The 17,549-nt window shown below is 46.4% G+C and carries 7 protein-coding genes and 1 pseudogene; 6 read left to right on the forward strand and 2 right to left on the reverse strand.

Annotated elements, in window-relative coordinates:
• Positions 1-83: 83 nt before the first annotated feature.
• Entirely contained in the window at positions 84-704 is a 621-nt protein-coding gene (locus tag WDV75_RS06170) for an antirestriction protein (protein ID WP_273570503.1), read from the reverse strand.
• A gap of 118 nt (positions 705-822) precedes the next feature.
• On the opposite strand from WDV75_RS06170, the gene WDV75_RS06175 reads away from it, so the two are divergent.
• Positions 823-1,023: a hypothetical protein gene (locus WDV75_RS06175; protein ID WP_273570504.1), complete on the forward strand. Its 201-nt coding sequence runs from the start codon at positions 823-825 to the stop codon at positions 1,021-1,023.
• Positions 1,024-1,110: 87 nt separating this feature from the next.
• On the opposite strand, the gene WDV75_RS06180 is transcribed toward WDV75_RS06175, so the two are convergent.
• Positions 1,111-4,212 (reverse strand): AMP-binding protein, encoded by a 3,102-nt coding sequence (locus WDV75_RS06180; RefSeq protein ID WP_273570505.1) that lies wholly within the window; start codon positions 4,210-4,212, stop codon positions 1,111-1,113.
• 164 nt (positions 4,213-4,376) lie between these two features.
• Between WDV75_RS06180 and WDV75_RS06185 the strand changes: the two are divergent.
• The 5 genes and pseudogenes from WDV75_RS06185 to WDV75_RS06205 form a co-directional block, all read left to right on the forward strand.
• Positions 4,377-4,514: pseudogene (locus WDV75_RS06185) on the forward strand (IS5/IS1182 family transposase); the annotation flags it as partial.
• A gap of 19 nt (positions 4,515-4,533) precedes the next feature.
• A complete protein-coding gene (locus WDV75_RS06190) occupies positions 4,534-6,375 on the forward strand; it encodes a non-ribosomal peptide synthetase (protein ID WP_273570506.1) in 1,842 nt (613 codons plus the stop codon).
• Positions 6,368-11,803: a type I polyketide synthase gene (locus WDV75_RS06195; protein WP_273570507.1), complete on the forward strand. Its 5,436-nt coding sequence runs from the start codon at positions 6,368-6,370 to the stop codon at positions 11,801-11,803. Before WDV75_RS06190 ends, WDV75_RS06195 begins: the two co-directional genes overlap by 8 nt.
• Positions 11,804-11,875: 72 nt before the next feature.
• Positions 11,876-15,943 (forward strand): non-ribosomal peptide synthetase, encoded by a 4,068-nt coding sequence (locus WDV75_RS06200; protein ID WP_273570508.1) that lies wholly within the window; start codon positions 11,876-11,878, stop codon positions 15,941-15,943.
• Complete coding sequence (locus WDV75_RS06205; RefSeq protein ID WP_273570509.1) at positions 15,940-17,547, forward strand: DHA2 family efflux MFS transporter permease subunit; 1,608 nt, start codon at positions 15,940-15,942, stop codon at positions 17,545-17,547. Before WDV75_RS06200 ends, WDV75_RS06205 begins: the two co-directional genes overlap by 4 nt.
• The last annotated feature ends 2 nt before the right edge of the window (positions 17,548-17,549 follow it).

Raw genomic sequence — 17,549 nt, forward strand, 5'->3', positions numbered from 1 at the left:
ACCCGCCCGAGACCGGGAAGGTGTTTTCGGCTCCCTGGTCAGGCGCTTAAGAAAAGGGTTAACAGCATCATGGGCTGGTAACGTCAGTGGGCGTGATTATTTTGATTTTCGATTAATGACGGACTGATAAAGTCCTCGTGGGGTCCCAATGTCATGACTGACCCTATCAGCGCGTTTTCCGGATGCTGATCCACATATTTCCGTAATTCGCGAAACCGGCAAGCATCTGCATTCAGCTCATTCAGCGCGGCGATACGGGCAAGCACGATTGACGTCACCGCCAGCCCGAAGGCATCAGCCGAGAGTGTCACCGTTAACTGCCTGTCCGACAGGTAAACCGGATAGTTTTTCGCTGATGTCGGCACCATATAGGCCAGCGATTCAGACACCTGCTGGCCTGTCCATTGCTCAGACGGGTAATCTTTGCATAACGTTGAAGCGGTATTGACAATCAAAAACCCCAGAAACAACCGTTCCAGCGGTTTTTTGCCGGGAAACGCCGCAGACAGCGCGGGACTGTCCAGCATGATGAGTTCACTTTTTTGCATCATGTTCTCCTGTAAAAATAGAAAAGACGGAGAACCTCTGCCCGACGGGAAGCTGTTCCCCGTCCGGGTGACTGGCATCGTGCCAGGGTGGATTAAATAACCTTCATCATCGACAACGATGATATCTGCTTCCAAAGGTGGGCAGATGTACCACACAATGTGTACTCCCTTGCAGGCTACGGGAGTGTGAGTGTCGCTGCCCGAAGGTGATCCTCACAAGCGACCGGATCATCGATAAGTCTGACCACGCTAATGAATGGAAATCATAAGATCAATGCGTAATTCATTTTCCGAGACAAAAAATAATGCCAGAAGCGCGATGGCATTATTTGAATTGATTAGAAGCAATCTACCCGTTTCAATTTTATGGTGTGACCAAATCAGGCAACTTGCTCTGACTCACTTCTGGACAAAAACGATTTGGTTGTACCAACTAAGACTCGATCTGACACTATTGATGATCTACGAGATCTAATCAAACAGTCGGCTATGTGCGAATAGCGGAAGTTACTGGCATTACTGTGTGGTCGCTCAAAAAACAACCTTAATTTCAAACGTTACTCTAACGATCCTCTGCATGATCTGCCAGCCAATCCCCAATCCTTAGCAGCAACGCAAGATATTCTTTGGATAACGCTTTGAGATTACCTTCAGAGAATACTTGCGGATTATAATTAAAACACAGCGTAAAACTTTCGGCGTCCTGGATAAGTAAAGTTAAGTCCAGCTTAAAATAATGGCTGTATATCTCATTGATGCTTAACTGACAGTTATTGATGTTTATTGTCTCTGGAAGCGTCGTTAAGTAATTAAACCCTGTCGAAAAATACAACAGGGATTTATTAGGCGAATGCCGCAATGCATTAACTATGTCCTGATAAGGTAAATGTTGGTTTTCCAGCAATGAAAACACATGCTTTTTGCAGCGAGTTAATAAATGATTAAAAGGCTCTTCACTATTAATATCGATAAAGAAACTGGTCATATTGACGAAACAGCCAATAGTATCCGCATCCTCTTGTGAGACGCGATCTGTAGTCGGAATACCAATCGGCTGATTACAGTAAGCTGTTTTTTGTAAAGCCAGACTGAATAATGTCAACAATGTAATAAATGGCGTAACATTATTTTGTTGAGAAAAATGTCGTAACTGAGCGCTCTGTTCAGCATTCAGCGTCACCAGATAGTTGTGGCCCTCCGATTGGGAAGATTGCAGGGCAGGTGATGATACCGCCCCCTGACGGCGATATCCCGCTAATGTTTGACGCCAAAATTCCGTTTCCTTAACGCATTGCTCAGAGGTATTAACTTTGCGTTGCTTGCGACAATAATCGGCATATTGCCAGTCCGCTTTAATGCGATACATGGTATCGCCAGCCAGGAATGCCTGATAATAGCTGACAAACTGCCGAAAGAAAGGTGTGATAGCATCATGATCGAAAAGGGTATGATGCACTCTGCACAAGAGAACATGGTGCTCCGGCGCGTTCTCAAGTAGCCAGAAATCTGCTAATGGCGATTGTTCAAAACCTGCTAACTCACGACACGCTATCTCAAGCAACACTCTGTCACGTAAAGGGCGTTCTTCAGGCAACACCACATTCAGAAGAGGAACATTCACTGCTGATACGGGTACGATTCGGCTACAAATCGGGTCGCTATTAAGATCAAATTGAGTGCGCAACACTGCGTTTTGCTCAAGGATGCGTGACACACTATGGTTAACAGCGCTTTTATTAATGCTGCCATGGATATCAATGGCACAATAGATTTGGTACAGCCCCAAATTTTCGTTCATCAACTCCAAGGTAAGGAAATAGCGTTGCTGGGAAGATAAGATCCCCTGCGATTCATCCTTATCGTCATGGCGGACAATATCGTTGTTGCTGTAATAAGGCACAACGCTCGCCAACATCCGTGGCGTCGGATTCGCAAAGAAACAGTCGAAATCAATATCAGCATACAATTGATGACGAATGCGATAGCGAACCTGCATTATTTTCAATGAATTACCACCCAGCTCAAAGAAATTGTCGTTTGCGCCCAGGTTAACGATGCCCAGCACATCCTGCCAGATATCAATGATTTCCTGTTCCAGTTCATTCGCCGCACTGACAAAGGGTATCGCAAGGGAAGGGCGCAACGGCGAAGGTTTCGGCAAACGGTGAGTGTCCAATTTACCATTCGGCAATTTAGGAATCGCATTCAAATAGATAAAGCAAGCTGGAACCATGACCGTAGGCAGTTTTGTCGACACGAAACGGCGTAATTCCGTTTCGGCGATACGCACATGCGTAGCAACAAGATAAGCAATGATTCTGGGCGTGGTCAAACTATCATCGCAGCGCACGATGGCTTTTGCGATCCCCGTATGGGAGATCAATGCATGTTCAATTTCTTCAGCTGCGATGCGCACCCCATTGATTTTAAATTGCTGATCACAACGGCCCAGATAAAGTACTTCGTTATTATTAAGCATTTTGCCTAAATCCCCCGTACGATGCACCCGCCAAGTGCGGCCCTGACGTTCAACCTTATAAAAACGTTGATGCGTCAGGTCTTCGCGATTTATATATCCCCGGGAGACTCCATCGCCCATAATACAAATTTCACCCACTTCGCCCGGCTCTACTTCCAGACATTGCTCGTCAACGATCAGTAATTCGCTGCCGCGTAACGCATTACCAATAGTGACAGAATTTTCTGGCCATAGCCGACTGAACGAACCGTTCGCTGTTGCTTCTGTTGGACCGTATAAATTAAATAAACAAATATCCGGCACCTCGCGGAAAGTGCGATTTTTGAGATTGTTTGATACCACCTCGCCTGATAAAAACACGGTTTTCGGCAGCAGTTGGGCATCGGTGTCACATTGCTGCCGAACATAATTTAGTAATTCTTCCCAAATGGTGGGAACGCAATAAAGTGCTCCGTCCGGATATTGTCGATACCAATTCAACAATACCGGATACTGTTGAAGAATGTTTTTGGGTAGAATATGCAGCGTATCGCCTCGTAACAGAGGAGCATAAAGTTGCGTGACTGCGGCCGCAAAGCTAAGCGATGCAGTTAATGGTAGCCTGGTGCGAGTCACTGGCCATAAATCTTCATTGAACCAATTCAGATAGTAATCCATGTTAGCATGTTCAATCAGCACGCCTTTCGGGGTGCCAGTTGAGCCAGAAGTATAGAGGATATAGGCGAGGTCATCAGCAGCAACGTCAGGCAATGCGCAAGGAGGCAAGCTTTCCGGCAATGCCATCAGATCTTCTATAAATTGAACGGTTTTGCTCAGGCTTGTCAGATTGTTACGCTGATTTATTTCTCGGGAAGTGATTACCAAGAAGGATGATGAGTCGTTAATAATAGTCGCTATTCTTTCCAACGGATGAAAGTCTGAAAGGGGAACATAGGTAAAACCAGCTTTCATGATTGCCAAAAAAATAGTGGGTAAATGAAGGCAGGGATCCAGATATACCGCTATTACGCCGCTTCGATTTTTTTGTCCAAATTCATTAAATAAATAATGTGCGATACGCGTCGAAGTTTGTTTAAGTTGCAAGTAAGTCTGAGACTGTTCCTCAAACATAACGGCGATTGAGTCAAATTTATCCTCTGCAATTCTATCTATCTTGTTAAAGATAGGGAGTAATGAATCATTCATTTCCCAAGTTCTCTCACACTGAAACAAATATATCAAACAAGCTACTGTTGATAGGATAAACACACAATCAACGATGTTGCTGTCTGAATCTACAGCCCGATTTTTTTCCTGTATTCTGATCGTCAACTCAAGCTCAAGAGCAATCTACTGAGTAGCAATCTGGAATGAGAAAAACTTACTTGAGTGACATCAGTTAAGAAGTATTTCATGAGATTTAACTTTTGTTGCTCATCAGCAAAAAAGAGCGTTCTCCCCTGACAGTAGATGTATACGAGGTATTCTGTGCATTATTGTATATCCTCTTAGAGAAGGAAGCCGGTTATGAAATCGGAAAAGACAATTCATGCGCAATTTATGGCGCAGAAAATGAAAACACCTCACGCCATAGCGTTGAGAATCGATAATTCATCAATAAATTATGAGGAGTTGGATAATCGCTCAACAGCTCTGGCTGGTTATTTAATTAAACAAGGTGTCAATCCGGGCGATAAAATTGGCGTATATCTCCATAAAGGTGTTTCACTAATTGTCAGTCTATTAGGAATATTAAAGGCGGGCGCTTGCTATGTCCCGCTTGATCCCTCCTATCCTCAAGAACGCCTGTTGTATATTGTGCGCCACGCGAACATTCTCTTTATTATGACTGACCCGGCATTGGCGGCCAGAATACTGGTCGATGATGATAAAAAAATAGATATTACCGCGCTGCATTTGAATGCATCCTGCCATTTCCCACTACCCGAGGTTGGTGACGATGCCCTGTGTTATGTTATGTATACCTCAGGATCTACAGGCCAGCCAAAAGGCGTCATGATCCGGCATCGCACTGTTGTGAATTATCTTTGGTGGATGCAGGATGCTTTCGAGATAGCACAGCGAGATGTAGTACTTAACCAAACCACTTTCAGCTTTGATATATCAGTGTGGGAGATTTTCTGGCCGCTAATTACCGGTGCGAGCTGCGCACTGATTTCTGATGATATTAAGTATGATCCCCATCAGGTAATCAATTTTATGCAGCAACACCGTGTCACCGTGGTTCAATTCGTTCCGACGGCGCTGCGCGCCATTGTTGCAGCACAAAAGCTGCAAGCCTGTAGTGAATTGCAACATATTTTTTCTGGCGGCGAAGCACTGGATCAGAAACTGGTAGACGATCTGGCCGCGCAATTTACCGGTCAGATTCACAACCTTTACGGCCCGACGGAGACCACTATCTATGCCTGCCATTGGTTGTGCCAACCCGGTGCGGATGCAACCATTGTGCCTATCGGTATTCCTATTCCTCATGCCAGAGCGTATGTTCTGGATGAACAACTCAATGTGCTTTCGTCTGGTAAAGCTGGTGAGCTGTATCTGGCAGGCGATATTCTGGCGCAAGGCTATATCAATGAGCCGGAAAAGACGCGTAACAGTTTCGTGACCGAACTATTTGTAACGGATGCGCCAGGCCTGATGTATAAGACCGGCGATATTGTTCGAGCACGGGAAGATGGCGTACTAGAATTTCTCGGGCGCGTAGACAATCAGGTTAAATTGCGTGGCTACCGGGTGGAATTAAATGAAATAGAAGTCACCCTTCGCAATTACAGCAAATTATCTGATGCTGTCGTGATTCTAGAAGAGAATGATGAACCCAAGCTATTGGAGATCGTTGCGTTTTATGTTGTGAAAGAAAACGAAACCGTGCAGGAACTGGAGCTAAAAGAATATCTCTACAATATCCTGCCGTTTTATATGATCCCTTCATATCTTATCGAACAGGCTCTTATACCCACGTTACCCAACGGCAAAGTGGATAAGATTTCTCTACATCATAATTTCAAAAAAAGCCTAAGACGCACGACAAAAAATATCGTACCTCCCGCATCAAATATTGAAACTGAAATCATCAAAATATGGGAACAGGTGCTCAACAATAAAAACTTATCTATCCATGAAAATTTTTTCGATGCGGGTGGCAACTCATTACTAATGTCAAAGGCACATAGAGAAATCAAAAAGAACCTTGATATTTCAGTATCTATTATGGATCTGTATCAGTATCCCACCGTTAAGGCATTGAGCGCTTATCTAGCTGAGAAAGGCCTTAAATCCGCTTCCAGTAATAAAAGTGATAAAGCAGACAATAAATCATCAAATGGAGTCACCGCTCATGAATAATTTCGCTAACGTACGCGATAAAGACATCGCCATTATCGGCATGGCGGGTCGTTTCCCTGGCGCGGAAGATATTACCACTTACTGGCGCAACCTGCTTGACGGTCTGGAAACGATTACCACCTTTACTGAAGCAGAATTACGCGCTTCCGGTGTGGATGAAGAACTTATCGCAGCGCCGAACTATATTCGCCGCCGCGGGATCCTAGGTGATGCACAGCATTTCGATGCCAGCTTCTTTGATATTACGCCCCGTGACGCGGAAATCATGGATCCACAACACCGAAACTTCCTAGAGTGCAGTTGGCTGGCTTTTGAAAATGCCGGCTACGTGCCCTCGACATATCCTGGGAAAGTCAGTGTGTTTGGCGGTACCGGCACAGCCTGGTACCTGCAACAGGCTAGCACCAACCAAGAAGTTCAGAAGTATACAAGCGGCGCTTCACTGGTCACCAACAACGACAAAGATTATGTGACGACGCGGGTTTCCTACAAGCTGAACCTTAAAGGCCCCAGTATTAACGTACAGACAGCCTGCTCCACGGCGCTGGTCGCGATTGTTATGGGCGTTAATAGCCTGCTGAACGGTGAAAGCGATATGGTAGTCGCAGGCGGGGTTTCAATTGATACGCCGGAACGCCGTGGATACCTGTATATGCAGGGGGGAATGGAATCGGCTGACGGTCATTGTTACGCCTTCGATGCCCGGGCGAACGGCACCGTATTTAGCCGTGGTGTCGGTGTCGTGCTTCTGAAACGACTGAGTGATGCTATACGCGATGGCGATCACATTTATGCGGTAATTAAAGGCGGTGCCATTAATAACGACGGTAATATCAAAGCGGGCTTTACTGCGCCAGGTATCGACGGTCAGGTTGCCGTTGCCAAAGAGGCATTGCACCGCGCCAACGTCGATCCAACTACCATTAACTTTGTGGAAGCGCACGGAACCGCTACGGCGCTGGGCGATCCCATCGAGTTTAGCTCTCTGTGCCAAACGTTTCAGGAATTCACTTCTGAAAATCAGTTTTGTCGCCTGGGATCGGTCAAAACTAATATCGGTCATACCGATACCGCATCCGGTGTTGCCAGTTTAATCAAAGCCTCGCTGTCGCTGAAAAACCGCGTTCTGCCTGCTTCGCTGCACTACAAAACACCAAACCCTAACATCGATTTTGAAAACAGCCCGTTCATCATGAACACAGAAACGCACCCGCTGAACGCTAACGGTAAACCGCTACGGGCATTGGTGAATTCTTTTGGTGTAGGAGGAACGAATGCCTGCGTTATTCTGGAAGAAGCACCTGAAGTACCTGCCAGCAGCTCAACGGAAGGTTATCTGCTATTCCCGTACTCGGCAAAAACCCTCTCTGCGCTTGAAAAGATACGTGAAAACCTCAGGCAGTATCTACAGCAAAATGTAGAGGTCAACCTGACGGATGTAGCTTATACCTTGCAGGTCGGACGTCAACGTATGGTGCACAGCAGAGTTGTTGTTGCGCGTGACCGTGAGGCGTTGCTCAATAAACTCGCGCAACCCACAGTGATCGCGCCGCAATCAGGAAAAAATCACAAATCTGTCGTGTTTATGTTTCCAGGCCAGGGCAACCAGTATGTCAACATGGCGCGCGAGTTATACGACAGTTATCCTACTTTCCGCGAACATATGGACAGATGTTGCGCTCACCTTGAAAGCATCCTCGAACATAATCTGCACGACATCATTTTTCAGGACACAGAAAGTACGAATAAAGATCTCATCAATGAAACTCAGTACACGCAACCTGCGCTCTTTGTCGTGGAATACGCGCTGGCACAGTTATGGCTGTCATGGAGTGTGAGACCAGACCTTATGATCGGCCACAGTGTGGGTGAATATGTCGTAGCCTGTCTCTCTGGCGTATTGTCTCTGGAGGATGCGCTGACGGCAGTTGCAATGCGAGGAAAACTGGTACAGCAGCTTCCGGCAGGCGCTATGCTTGCCGTGTTGATGGAAGAAGATGCTCTGCGCGAATATTTATCTAAAAGCCATCTTGAGATTGCAGCCGCAAACTATCCTGGATTGTGCGTGGTCTCAGGCGGGTTGGTTGAGATTGAAACCTTCCAGAACAAACTGGAAGACGACGGTATTTTTTACAAACTCCTCGACACCTCTCATGCATTCCATTCTTACATGATGGAGCCGATGCTTGATGATTTCCGTAAGGTGATCGAAAAAATCACCTTTAATCCCCCTACCATCCCCTTTGTGTCTACCGTGACTGGCAACTGGATCACTGATAGCCAAGCGCAGAGCCATGATTACTGGGTCAACCATGTTCGTCAGCCGGTTCTGTTCACGCATGCTTTCAAAACGTTAATTGCCCAGGGGCATAACCAATTTGTTTTCCTAGAAGTAGGCCCAGGCCGATCGCTGGAGTCTGCTGCAAAACAGCATATCAATACGGCAGAAAACCCGGCAATTTTCACATCCCTGCCTATGGCTAGAGATGTCGCGCTGACTGGCGAACAATTTCTAGCAGCATTAGGTAATTTATGGTGCAGCGGTGTAACTATTGATTGGTCTGGTTATTATAACGGTCAGCGCCGTCTGCGCCTGCCGCTGCCAAGCTATCCTTTTGAACGTAAAGAGTTCCGTCTTCCGATGGTGAATATGGAAGCGTTAAGCGGGCTGGATAATCGTTCCATTAATGCGCGTAAGAGAAAACAATCAAATATTAGTAACTGGTTTTATATGCCAGCCTGGCATCAGACGATCCCGGGGAAGTACATGAGTGGCAGGGTCGCTGCGGTAGCAACAGACTGTTGGGTGATTTTTACAGATAAACAGGGCGTCGCTGATGCGCTGCTCTCACAGCTTAGAGAGAACGGTTTTACTGTTATCACCGTTACGCAGGGTAAAACGTACCAGGAGAACGACAATGTTTTCGTGATCGATCCTGATAAAAGCGCGCATTACGTTAGCCTGTTCAGCAACATTAAGAAAAGAGAGTTAACGCCAACTCGTATCCTTCACTTATGGAGCCTCTCTAAGGAAAATGACAATGCCCGGTTGATTGATTCCTGTGAGATTTTACAGTGCGACGCATTTTACAGCCCAATGTACCTGCAACAGGCGCTGATTGCAGAAAACCTGTTAGACGGCTTGCGCTTGTTGCTTGTCACCAACAATATCTTCAGCGTTGCGGGTGAGCCTATCGGTTCGCCGCATAAAGCCCTGCTTACTGGACCTGCCAGGGTTTTTTACCATGAATATCATGAAGTGCGTTGCCACCTGGTAGATATTGATCTTGATGCCCCAGCTGCGGACATCGCCAACCTGCTGATCGATGAAAGCAATATCGATACCGATGGCAATTTGGTCGCCTACCGTCAGGGTTATCGCTGGGAAGAAGCCTATCGACAGGTGCCGCTCTCTTCTGAAGAAAGCAATAAAACCGTAGCTATTCGCGATGATGGTGTTTATCTAATCACCGGCGGTTTAGGAGGGATCGGTATGCTGGTTGCGAAGCAACTGGCGCAGAACAGCAATGCGACATTGATTCTGACGTACCGCTCACCATTGCCGGCACGTGAAGAGTGGCAATCCTGGCTTCAAGAACATGCAGTGGATGATGCCCTCAGCGAAAAACTCGCCTGTATCTTGCATCTGGAAGAACAAGGTAATCACGTGCATCTGTTGAATGTAGACGTTTGCGATTACGCCGGTATGAAAGCGGGTCTGGCTGAATTCTCTCATATTGATGGCGTATTCCACACGGCGGGTGTCGTCGGAGGTGGGATTATTCCCCTCAAAAACACATCTAACTGTACTGAAGTGCTAAATCCAAAAGTTCGCGGTACATTAATTTTGGATGAACTATTGGCTAACAGAGCGCCGGATTTCTTCCTCTTGTTCTCTTCCATTTCCGCCATTGTAGGCGATCCCGCTCGTATTGATTACTGCGCAGGTAACGCCTTTATGGACGTTTTCGCCCATTATCGTAATCAACATCGCCCGGGCTGTAGCATGTCCATTAACTGGGGCCAGTGGGGTGATATTGGTATGGCCGCGCGATGGAATAAGCAGCTCAATGAAAAAGGAAGAAACACGACATTTAAGAAAATTACCGGCGATCTTCTTACGAAAATTGAAAGTAAAGCCAGTGAAGAAGTGTTTCGCGTAAATCTTTCAGTCAATCAAGATTGGGTGATTGACGAGCACCGCTTATTAAAAACACCCACGTTAGTCGGGACCTCTATTTTGTCTCTGCTGAATGAATATCTGAATGTGTTTAAACTAGGCGAAGAGTTACAAGTTAAGAATCTGATGCTGAGCACACCAGTGCTTTACCATAACGCCTGGCCGCGAGAAATGAATCTGGTTGTTACCCAACAGGATAAAGGTTACAAATTCAGCCTGAAAAGTCGCGGAATTCTGAACTTTAACTGGCAAGAACACGCATTTGGTCAGATTGGCGAAGCTAAAGAAGTGGATGACGACTATGAGCAGCCGGATGTGATTCGCCGGCGTTGCTCTACTGTTATCAATGATTACGCGCTGAGCACCAATGAAGATTTCCTAGCGCTAAGTCATCGTTGGAATACTATCGCTGAACTGCGCAAAAATGAAACCGAATGGTTTATTAGTCAAGCTCTGGCAAAAGAGTTCGTGGGCGATCTGCAACGTTATGTCTTTCATCCGGCAATGATTGATTCGGTCGCTGTCGCGTGTTTGTCGAGTTTGACGAAAGATCATTTCCTGCCGATCAGTTATGGGCATATTGATTTCCATGCGCCATTAGAAAAAGAGTGTTTTGTTCATGCGAAATTAAATCAGCCCCATCGATCCCAGGATAATACCATTGTTATGAACATTGTATTTTTCTCGGCGCAGGGTAAGAGATTGATGACACTTGAGAATTATACGTTGATTAAAATCACGGATAATAATCAGGTGAGTGCCGGTGAAATAAATAAAATAACTGAGGTAAAAGTTAATTTACAGAATAAAGACATCCTCTATTTTGAAGGACAGGAGGCTGTAAAACATATTCTTAATCACCTGGAATTCCCACAGTTAGTGGTGGTTACATCCGATCTGGATCAATTAATTTTTGAAGCGATCCCAGAAAAAGAAAAGGAAGATAGTTTACAAATCGAAGCCAGTGTTTCGGATTCGCATGGCCGTCCGGCCTTGTCGGTGGAATATGTTGCGCCAGAAAATGATATTGAAAAAGAAATTGCAAATGTATGGCAATCCATACTTGGGATTTCTGGTATTGGCGTGCTGGACAATTTTACGGAGCTGGGGGGCAACTCTCTGCTGTCTGTACACGTTGTTTCTATTGTATCGAGTATTTTTGAAGTTGATATTCGCGTGGATCTTTTCTATCAGGATCAAACTATCAGAGGCATGGCTAATCTGCTGGTTGGCGCATTAATCGAGTAAATAAATATCGCGTTATAGCTGCCAGTGCACACTATCACTATGACCCGACATGCTACCTAGGAAGAAAAGAATATGACAAACAAAAGCGATGTTATTCGTTCATTAAGCTTGGATGAAATAAAAAAATTAGCCCGCCAGAAAAAAATACAAACCGCAGACAAGACACAAGACGAAATTCAGCGCTGCACCGATGTTAAGCGTAAACAATTTCCGCTGACCAGTTCGCAAAAAAGCATGTGGATGCTTGATCAATACCTTGAAGATAAAAGAGCCTATAACAATTCCTATGCTTTTGTTTGTCATATGGCGCTCGAATTCAATCAGGAGCAAGCACGTCACGCGTTAACGTTATTGACCCGTAAGCACACTATTTTACGCACAACATTTCAGATGGTTAATGGTGAAGTGATGCAATGTATCTCGGATGATATTATTTTTAATTTCGTCTATGAAGATATCGTAACCATGCCAGAAGAGGAGAAAAAGGATCGTATTGATAAGCAAGCGCTCAAAGAAGGACGCCGGATTTTTGATCTATCCCGTGGGCCACTTTCCTATTGGCGGGTGATTAAAACCCAACATAATGAGTATGTGATGATGCTAACGCTTCATCATATTATTTCTGACGGCTGGACAATGAATCTCTTTTTCAGGGAGTTAATGGGGATCTATTTCCAATTGGAAAATGGCATTATGCCAGCAGTTGATGATTTTTTGCAATTCTCTGACTATGCACTGGCAGAAAACCAGTGGCAAATTAACGGTCATTACAACCGAGGTCTGGCGTACTGGAAAAAACAACTGGATGGCGTACAGGGTATACTGAATATTCCCACCGACGCGCCACGTCCTGCACAAATGAATTCGCGGGGCAGCATCGTCAGCCAGACACTGGATCGTGATTTGCAAAAAACCTTAAGCGTGCTGTGTAGTCATCATAACAGCACTCTGTTTCATGCTATGTTAACCGCCTGGCAAGTCTTGCTGTACTTCTACAGTGGTCAGAACGAAATCATCGTCGGAATTCCTTTCGCAAACCGAAATCATGCAGCGAGTCGGGATTTGATGGGGCTTTTTATGAATCCCCTGCCGCTGCGTGGGGATATCCGTGCGGAATCTCGATTTGATGAAATATTGGCACAGGTGCGCGCGAACTGCGCTGAGGCGATGCTTTATCAGGACGTTCCTTTCAACATGATCCTAGACAACATCAGTTTTGTGCGCTCACCTCGGGTGAATCCCCTGTTCCAAGCCATGCTATGCTATCAGGTTTTTCCGCATTTCTATGAAGATAGCCAAACATCGATTAAACCTTTAAAAGTGGATTATGGCGTTTCAAAAACCGAACTTGACCTCTGGGTCGAAGAAGACAGCGATAAGCTGTTATTGACGCTCTATTACAACTCGACCCTTTACCGTGAAAGCACGGCTAGGCAGATGCTGGAACATTTCCAACTAATACTGCGCCAATTCGTGAACAATCCGCATATCACCCTCGCGCAGATCTCGTTGTTGAGTGACGAAAAGCGAAGTCAGTACCAGGCCTGGAGTCCTCAACCGCAAGCCGATTTTGTATCGGTACACCAACAATTGGTCCAAGTCGCTAATAATGCTCCGTACCAGATGGCGGTGCGTTGCGATGATCGGGTGCTGAATTATCAACAGGTAGAGGAGCAATCAGAAAATCTGGCTCAATGGCTGCTGGCAGAGGGCTTGCAACCTGGTAATGTGGTCGGTATTCATATGGAGAAGGGCATCGACTGCATGATAGCCATTATGGCTATTTTGCGAGCAGGCGGATGTTATCTCCCGTTGGATATCACCCTACCGCATGAACAGTTGGAGTATATGATATACGATGCAGCGGCACGCTGGATGCTCACCGAGAGCGATAATGTCACGTTTGACGGGGTGACTTCCCTGAATATTCATGTGACTCCCCTATCGATTGCCCGGCAGCCGCTGCCGAACGTTGTCCCGGACGCCCCTGCCTGTATTATTTATACCTCAGGCAGTACGGGTACACCGAAAGGAGTACAGGTCAATCACGCCCAACTTGCTTGCTGTTGCGATAACGCTCGCCAGATCTTACAACAACCTACAGGAGCGCATTATGGCATGTTCTCTAGTTTCACAACCGATCTGGCTCATACCATGATTTTTCCTGCCCTGACCAGCGGTGGCTGTTTAAACATTATCAGCAATAGCACATTACAAGATCCGCTCCGTCTGACAGCATTACTCACGCATCAGCCGCTCGATTGTATAAAAATAACGCCATCCCATTTTAGTGCATTATTAAATGGTGAAAACGTATCTGCTCTACTTCCATCCTCCGTGCTCGTGTTAGGGGGTGAGCGTGTGCCCTGGTCGCTGGTTGAACACTTGCGAGCGCTGAATGCCCGCTGCCGCATTTTGAACCACTATGGAACAACCGAGAGCACCGTAGAGATCACAACGTGGGAAGCTATGCCGGACACACAGTTGCCGGCAGGCAGCTATCTGCCCATTGGTAAACCTTTTCCCTGTGTGCAATTGCTGATTTTAGATAATCAGTTCCAGCCGCTGGCTGACGGTTTGCCTGGTGAAATCTGCATTGGTGGCGCACTCCTCAGTGCTGGCTACATTGGCAGTCATTCGCACAAAAACGCCAGTGCCTTTATTCCCCACCCACTGCTTAAAGATGAACGCCTTTACCGTACTGGCGACAAAGGACGCTACCTGCCGGATGGCAATATTGAGTACTTAGGGCGTTTCGATCGCCAGGTGAAAATCCGCGGTTTTCAGGTTGAACTTGCCGAAATCGAGAACGTTCTTCATCAGTGCTCCGGCGTAACTCAGGCCGCTGCGTTAGTAAAACCGATCAGTGACGATGAACAACAATTACTGGTCTTTTTTGCGACGGCACCCGGGTGGCAACAGGATGATATTAAAAATTATGCTCGTGCCCAGTTACCTCACTTTATGTTACCGGATAGATGGTTATGGCTTGAATCGATGCCACTCACCACCAGCGGTAAGATCAACTATACTTGGCTGAACACACTGACGTTGCCACACGATGATATCACGTGTCGACGCCCGCAAAGTGAAACGGAGCGCCTGCTGCATCGGCTTTATTGCAGTATGCTCAATCTTAGTGACGTCGGTATTGATGACAGTTTTTTCCAACTGGATGGCAATTCGATCAATGCACTAAAACTAGTGATGCAGGTTAACCAGCAATTCGGTATCTCTTTGTCTCTGGGACAGTTGATTGAACATAGCAGTATTTCGCAATTGGCACAGTTTGTGGAGAAGGTCATCACTTCACAGGCGTTAACTTCTCTGGTGACGCTGAACAAGGGTAATGAGAGCCAGCCTACCTTTCTGATGGTCCATCCAGCAGGCGGCAATGTACTCTGCTATTACCCCATGTTGAAACCTCTGGGGTCACGCTACCCGGTCTACGCTCTTCAGGTCGCTGATTTTAGCCAAATTAACGACTATGACCGCGAAATATCCTCCCTGGCTGCATTCTACCTGCGACAAACAGGGGATCTGATCTATCGCCAAAAACTGATTATTGGCGGCTGGTCGCTGGGTGCAACTATCGCTTTCGAAATGGGCCAACAGATCGCCAGCATCACAGGTTTGGCACCAACGCTTCTGGTGTTTGATCAGCCTGCGCCGCAAATGCGCGTCGATAACGCTGAAAATATGAGCGACAGCAAACGCCTAGTTTATTATGCCCACAAAGTTGCGATGTTTACAGGCACGCATTTCAATATTTCGGAAGAGAAATTGGCTGCGATGAGCCATGATGAACGCACCTATCTGTTTATGAGTGAATTTCAACGCGCAGGGTTAGTCCCTGCTTCACTGAGTTTTGAATATTTCCGTCATTTTCTGGTAATTTTCTGGGCGCACATCAATGCCAGCGATCGTTATATCGGTGCGCCTTATTCCGGAAACATTGTGGTGGCCGAAGCGCAGGAGGATTTGCCTGATAGGATACGGTTGCCTGTAGCTGGACTTGGCTGGCAGAGCTTGGCGGATAAAGCTGTCATCATTTTGCCAGCGCAAGGCAATCATGTCACCATGATGAAAGAACCTTTCATCACAGAACTTATTCAGCGTGTAAAACAGGTGCTGCCATGAGCGCAACCGGGCAGGCAAATACCTTGAGTATTGAGGGAAACCACAAAGAAAATTCAGAGATATCCTTCCGTAGTTGGTGCGCTGTTATTGGCGGCCTGCTCGGCGGCTTTATGGCCATTATGGATATCCAAATAACCAACTCGTCGATGAAGGTTATTCAGGGCGCTTTATCAGCCACGCTGGATGATAGTTCGTGGCTAATGACCTCTTACTTTACTGCTGAGATCATCGCCATCCCTCTGTGTGGTTGGTTAACGCAGGCGCTTGGCAGCAACCGCTATGCCCTGTGGTGTATCGTCAGTTTTCTTGCTGCGTCAATACTGTGTTCATTTTCATGGAACCTGAATTCCATGATTGTCTTTCGGGCATTACAGGGATTCAGCGGCGGCGCGCTAATCCCTCTCTCATTTCGCCTGATTATTGAGGTCTTACCGGGAGAAAAACGCCCCTTCGGGATGTCTTTATTCGGTATTGTGAGTACTTTTTCCCCAGCAATTGGCCCCTCGCTGGGCGGTTGGCTGACAGAGACGTTCTCTTGGCACGCTATTTTTTACATTAACGCCGTGCCTGCTGTTTTCGCTTGTAGCCTGATTAACTATGGGATGAAGCGCCCGCCCATTCGTTGGCAGGTTATTCTCGACGGTGATTTTATCGGCATCCTCACTGCGATGCTATGGTTAGGCTCATTGGAAGTCGTTCTGGAAGAAGGGCGCAGTTTGCACTGGCTGGATTCTAACCTTATCTGCTCGCTTATCGCGATATCTGTAGTGGCATTTTTAGGGTTCATTTATGATCAGCTTGTGCACCCTTCCCCATTAATTAACATCCGCATGTTCAGAAATGCGGCGTTCTCGCATGCCTGCATTATGTTCTTTATGCTGGGTATCGCTATTTATGGCACGCTGTTTATGGCGTCGTTTTATCTTACCACTGTGCATAACTATGACGCTCTACAGATTGGCAATGTTTTGATTTGGATGGGGTTACCGCAACTGGCAATCCTCCCATTTATCCCGAAGTTGCTTAAGATTTTCAATCTGAAGTATATGATTTTCATCGGCTTCACCTGTCTGGCCATTAGTTCATTCATGAATGGGCATATGGATAGCAATTTTGCCGGGCAGAAGATGAAATTCTCGTTACTGATTTGGGCGCTGGGGCAACCCTTTATCATGGTGCCGCTTTCCATGATTGCTACCCGTAATGTCCAGTCCAAAGATAGCGCCTCATCCGCTATTCTGATTAACATTACCCGCAGCGTTGGCGGCTCAATGGGTACGGCTATTCTTTCCACCCTCTACGTTAATCATGCGTGGATGCATGCCAAACAGATCCAATCGATGATAACTTCCGATAGCGATGCGTTTAATCGCTACGTGGATAGCGTCAAAGCGCTTTTGATCCATCACGGTGGCTCGCTAAATAACCTCAACGTTCAACAGACCGCCTATGCAATATTAATTAAAGACATTAAGTTGCAGGCTCAAATCATCGCGTTTAATGACATCTTTTATGTGATGGGCGGGATGATGCTGGCCACAGCGATCATGGCATTGCTCGCAACAAAGAATTTCCGGTTATTCCAGTCCTCACAGGAGAAATAATA

The sequence above is a fragment of the Xenorhabdus griffiniae genome, from assembly GCF_037265215.1.
GTDB classification, from domain to species: domain Bacteria; phylum Pseudomonadota; class Gammaproteobacteria; order Enterobacterales; family Enterobacteriaceae; genus Xenorhabdus; species Xenorhabdus griffiniae.

What these genes read in the sequence shown, in the direction of transcription:
- WDV75_RS06205 (WP_273570509.1), top strand. Translation starts at nt 15,940, where the DNA reads ATGAGCGCAACCGGGCAGGCAAATACCTTGAGTATTGAGGGAAACCAC.
- WDV75_RS06200 (WP_273570508.1), top strand. Translation starts at nt 11,876, where the DNA reads ATGACAAACAAAAGCGATGTTATTCGTTCATTAAGCTTGGATGAAATA.
- WDV75_RS06190 (WP_273570506.1), top strand. Translation starts at nt 4,534, where the DNA reads ATGAAATCGGAAAAGACAATTCATGCGCAATTTATGGCGCAGAAAATG.
- WDV75_RS06180 (WP_273570505.1), bottom strand. Translation starts at nt 4,212, where the DNA reads ATGAATGATTCATTACTCCCTATCTTTAACAAGATAGATAGAATTGCA.
- WDV75_RS06195 (WP_273570507.1), top strand. Translation starts at nt 6,368, where the DNA reads ATGAATAATTTCGCTAACGTACGCGATAAAGACATCGCCATTATCGGC.
- WDV75_RS06175 (WP_273570504.1), top strand. Translation starts at nt 823, where the DNA reads ATGCGTAATTCATTTTCCGAGACAAAAAATAATGCCAGAAGCGCGATG.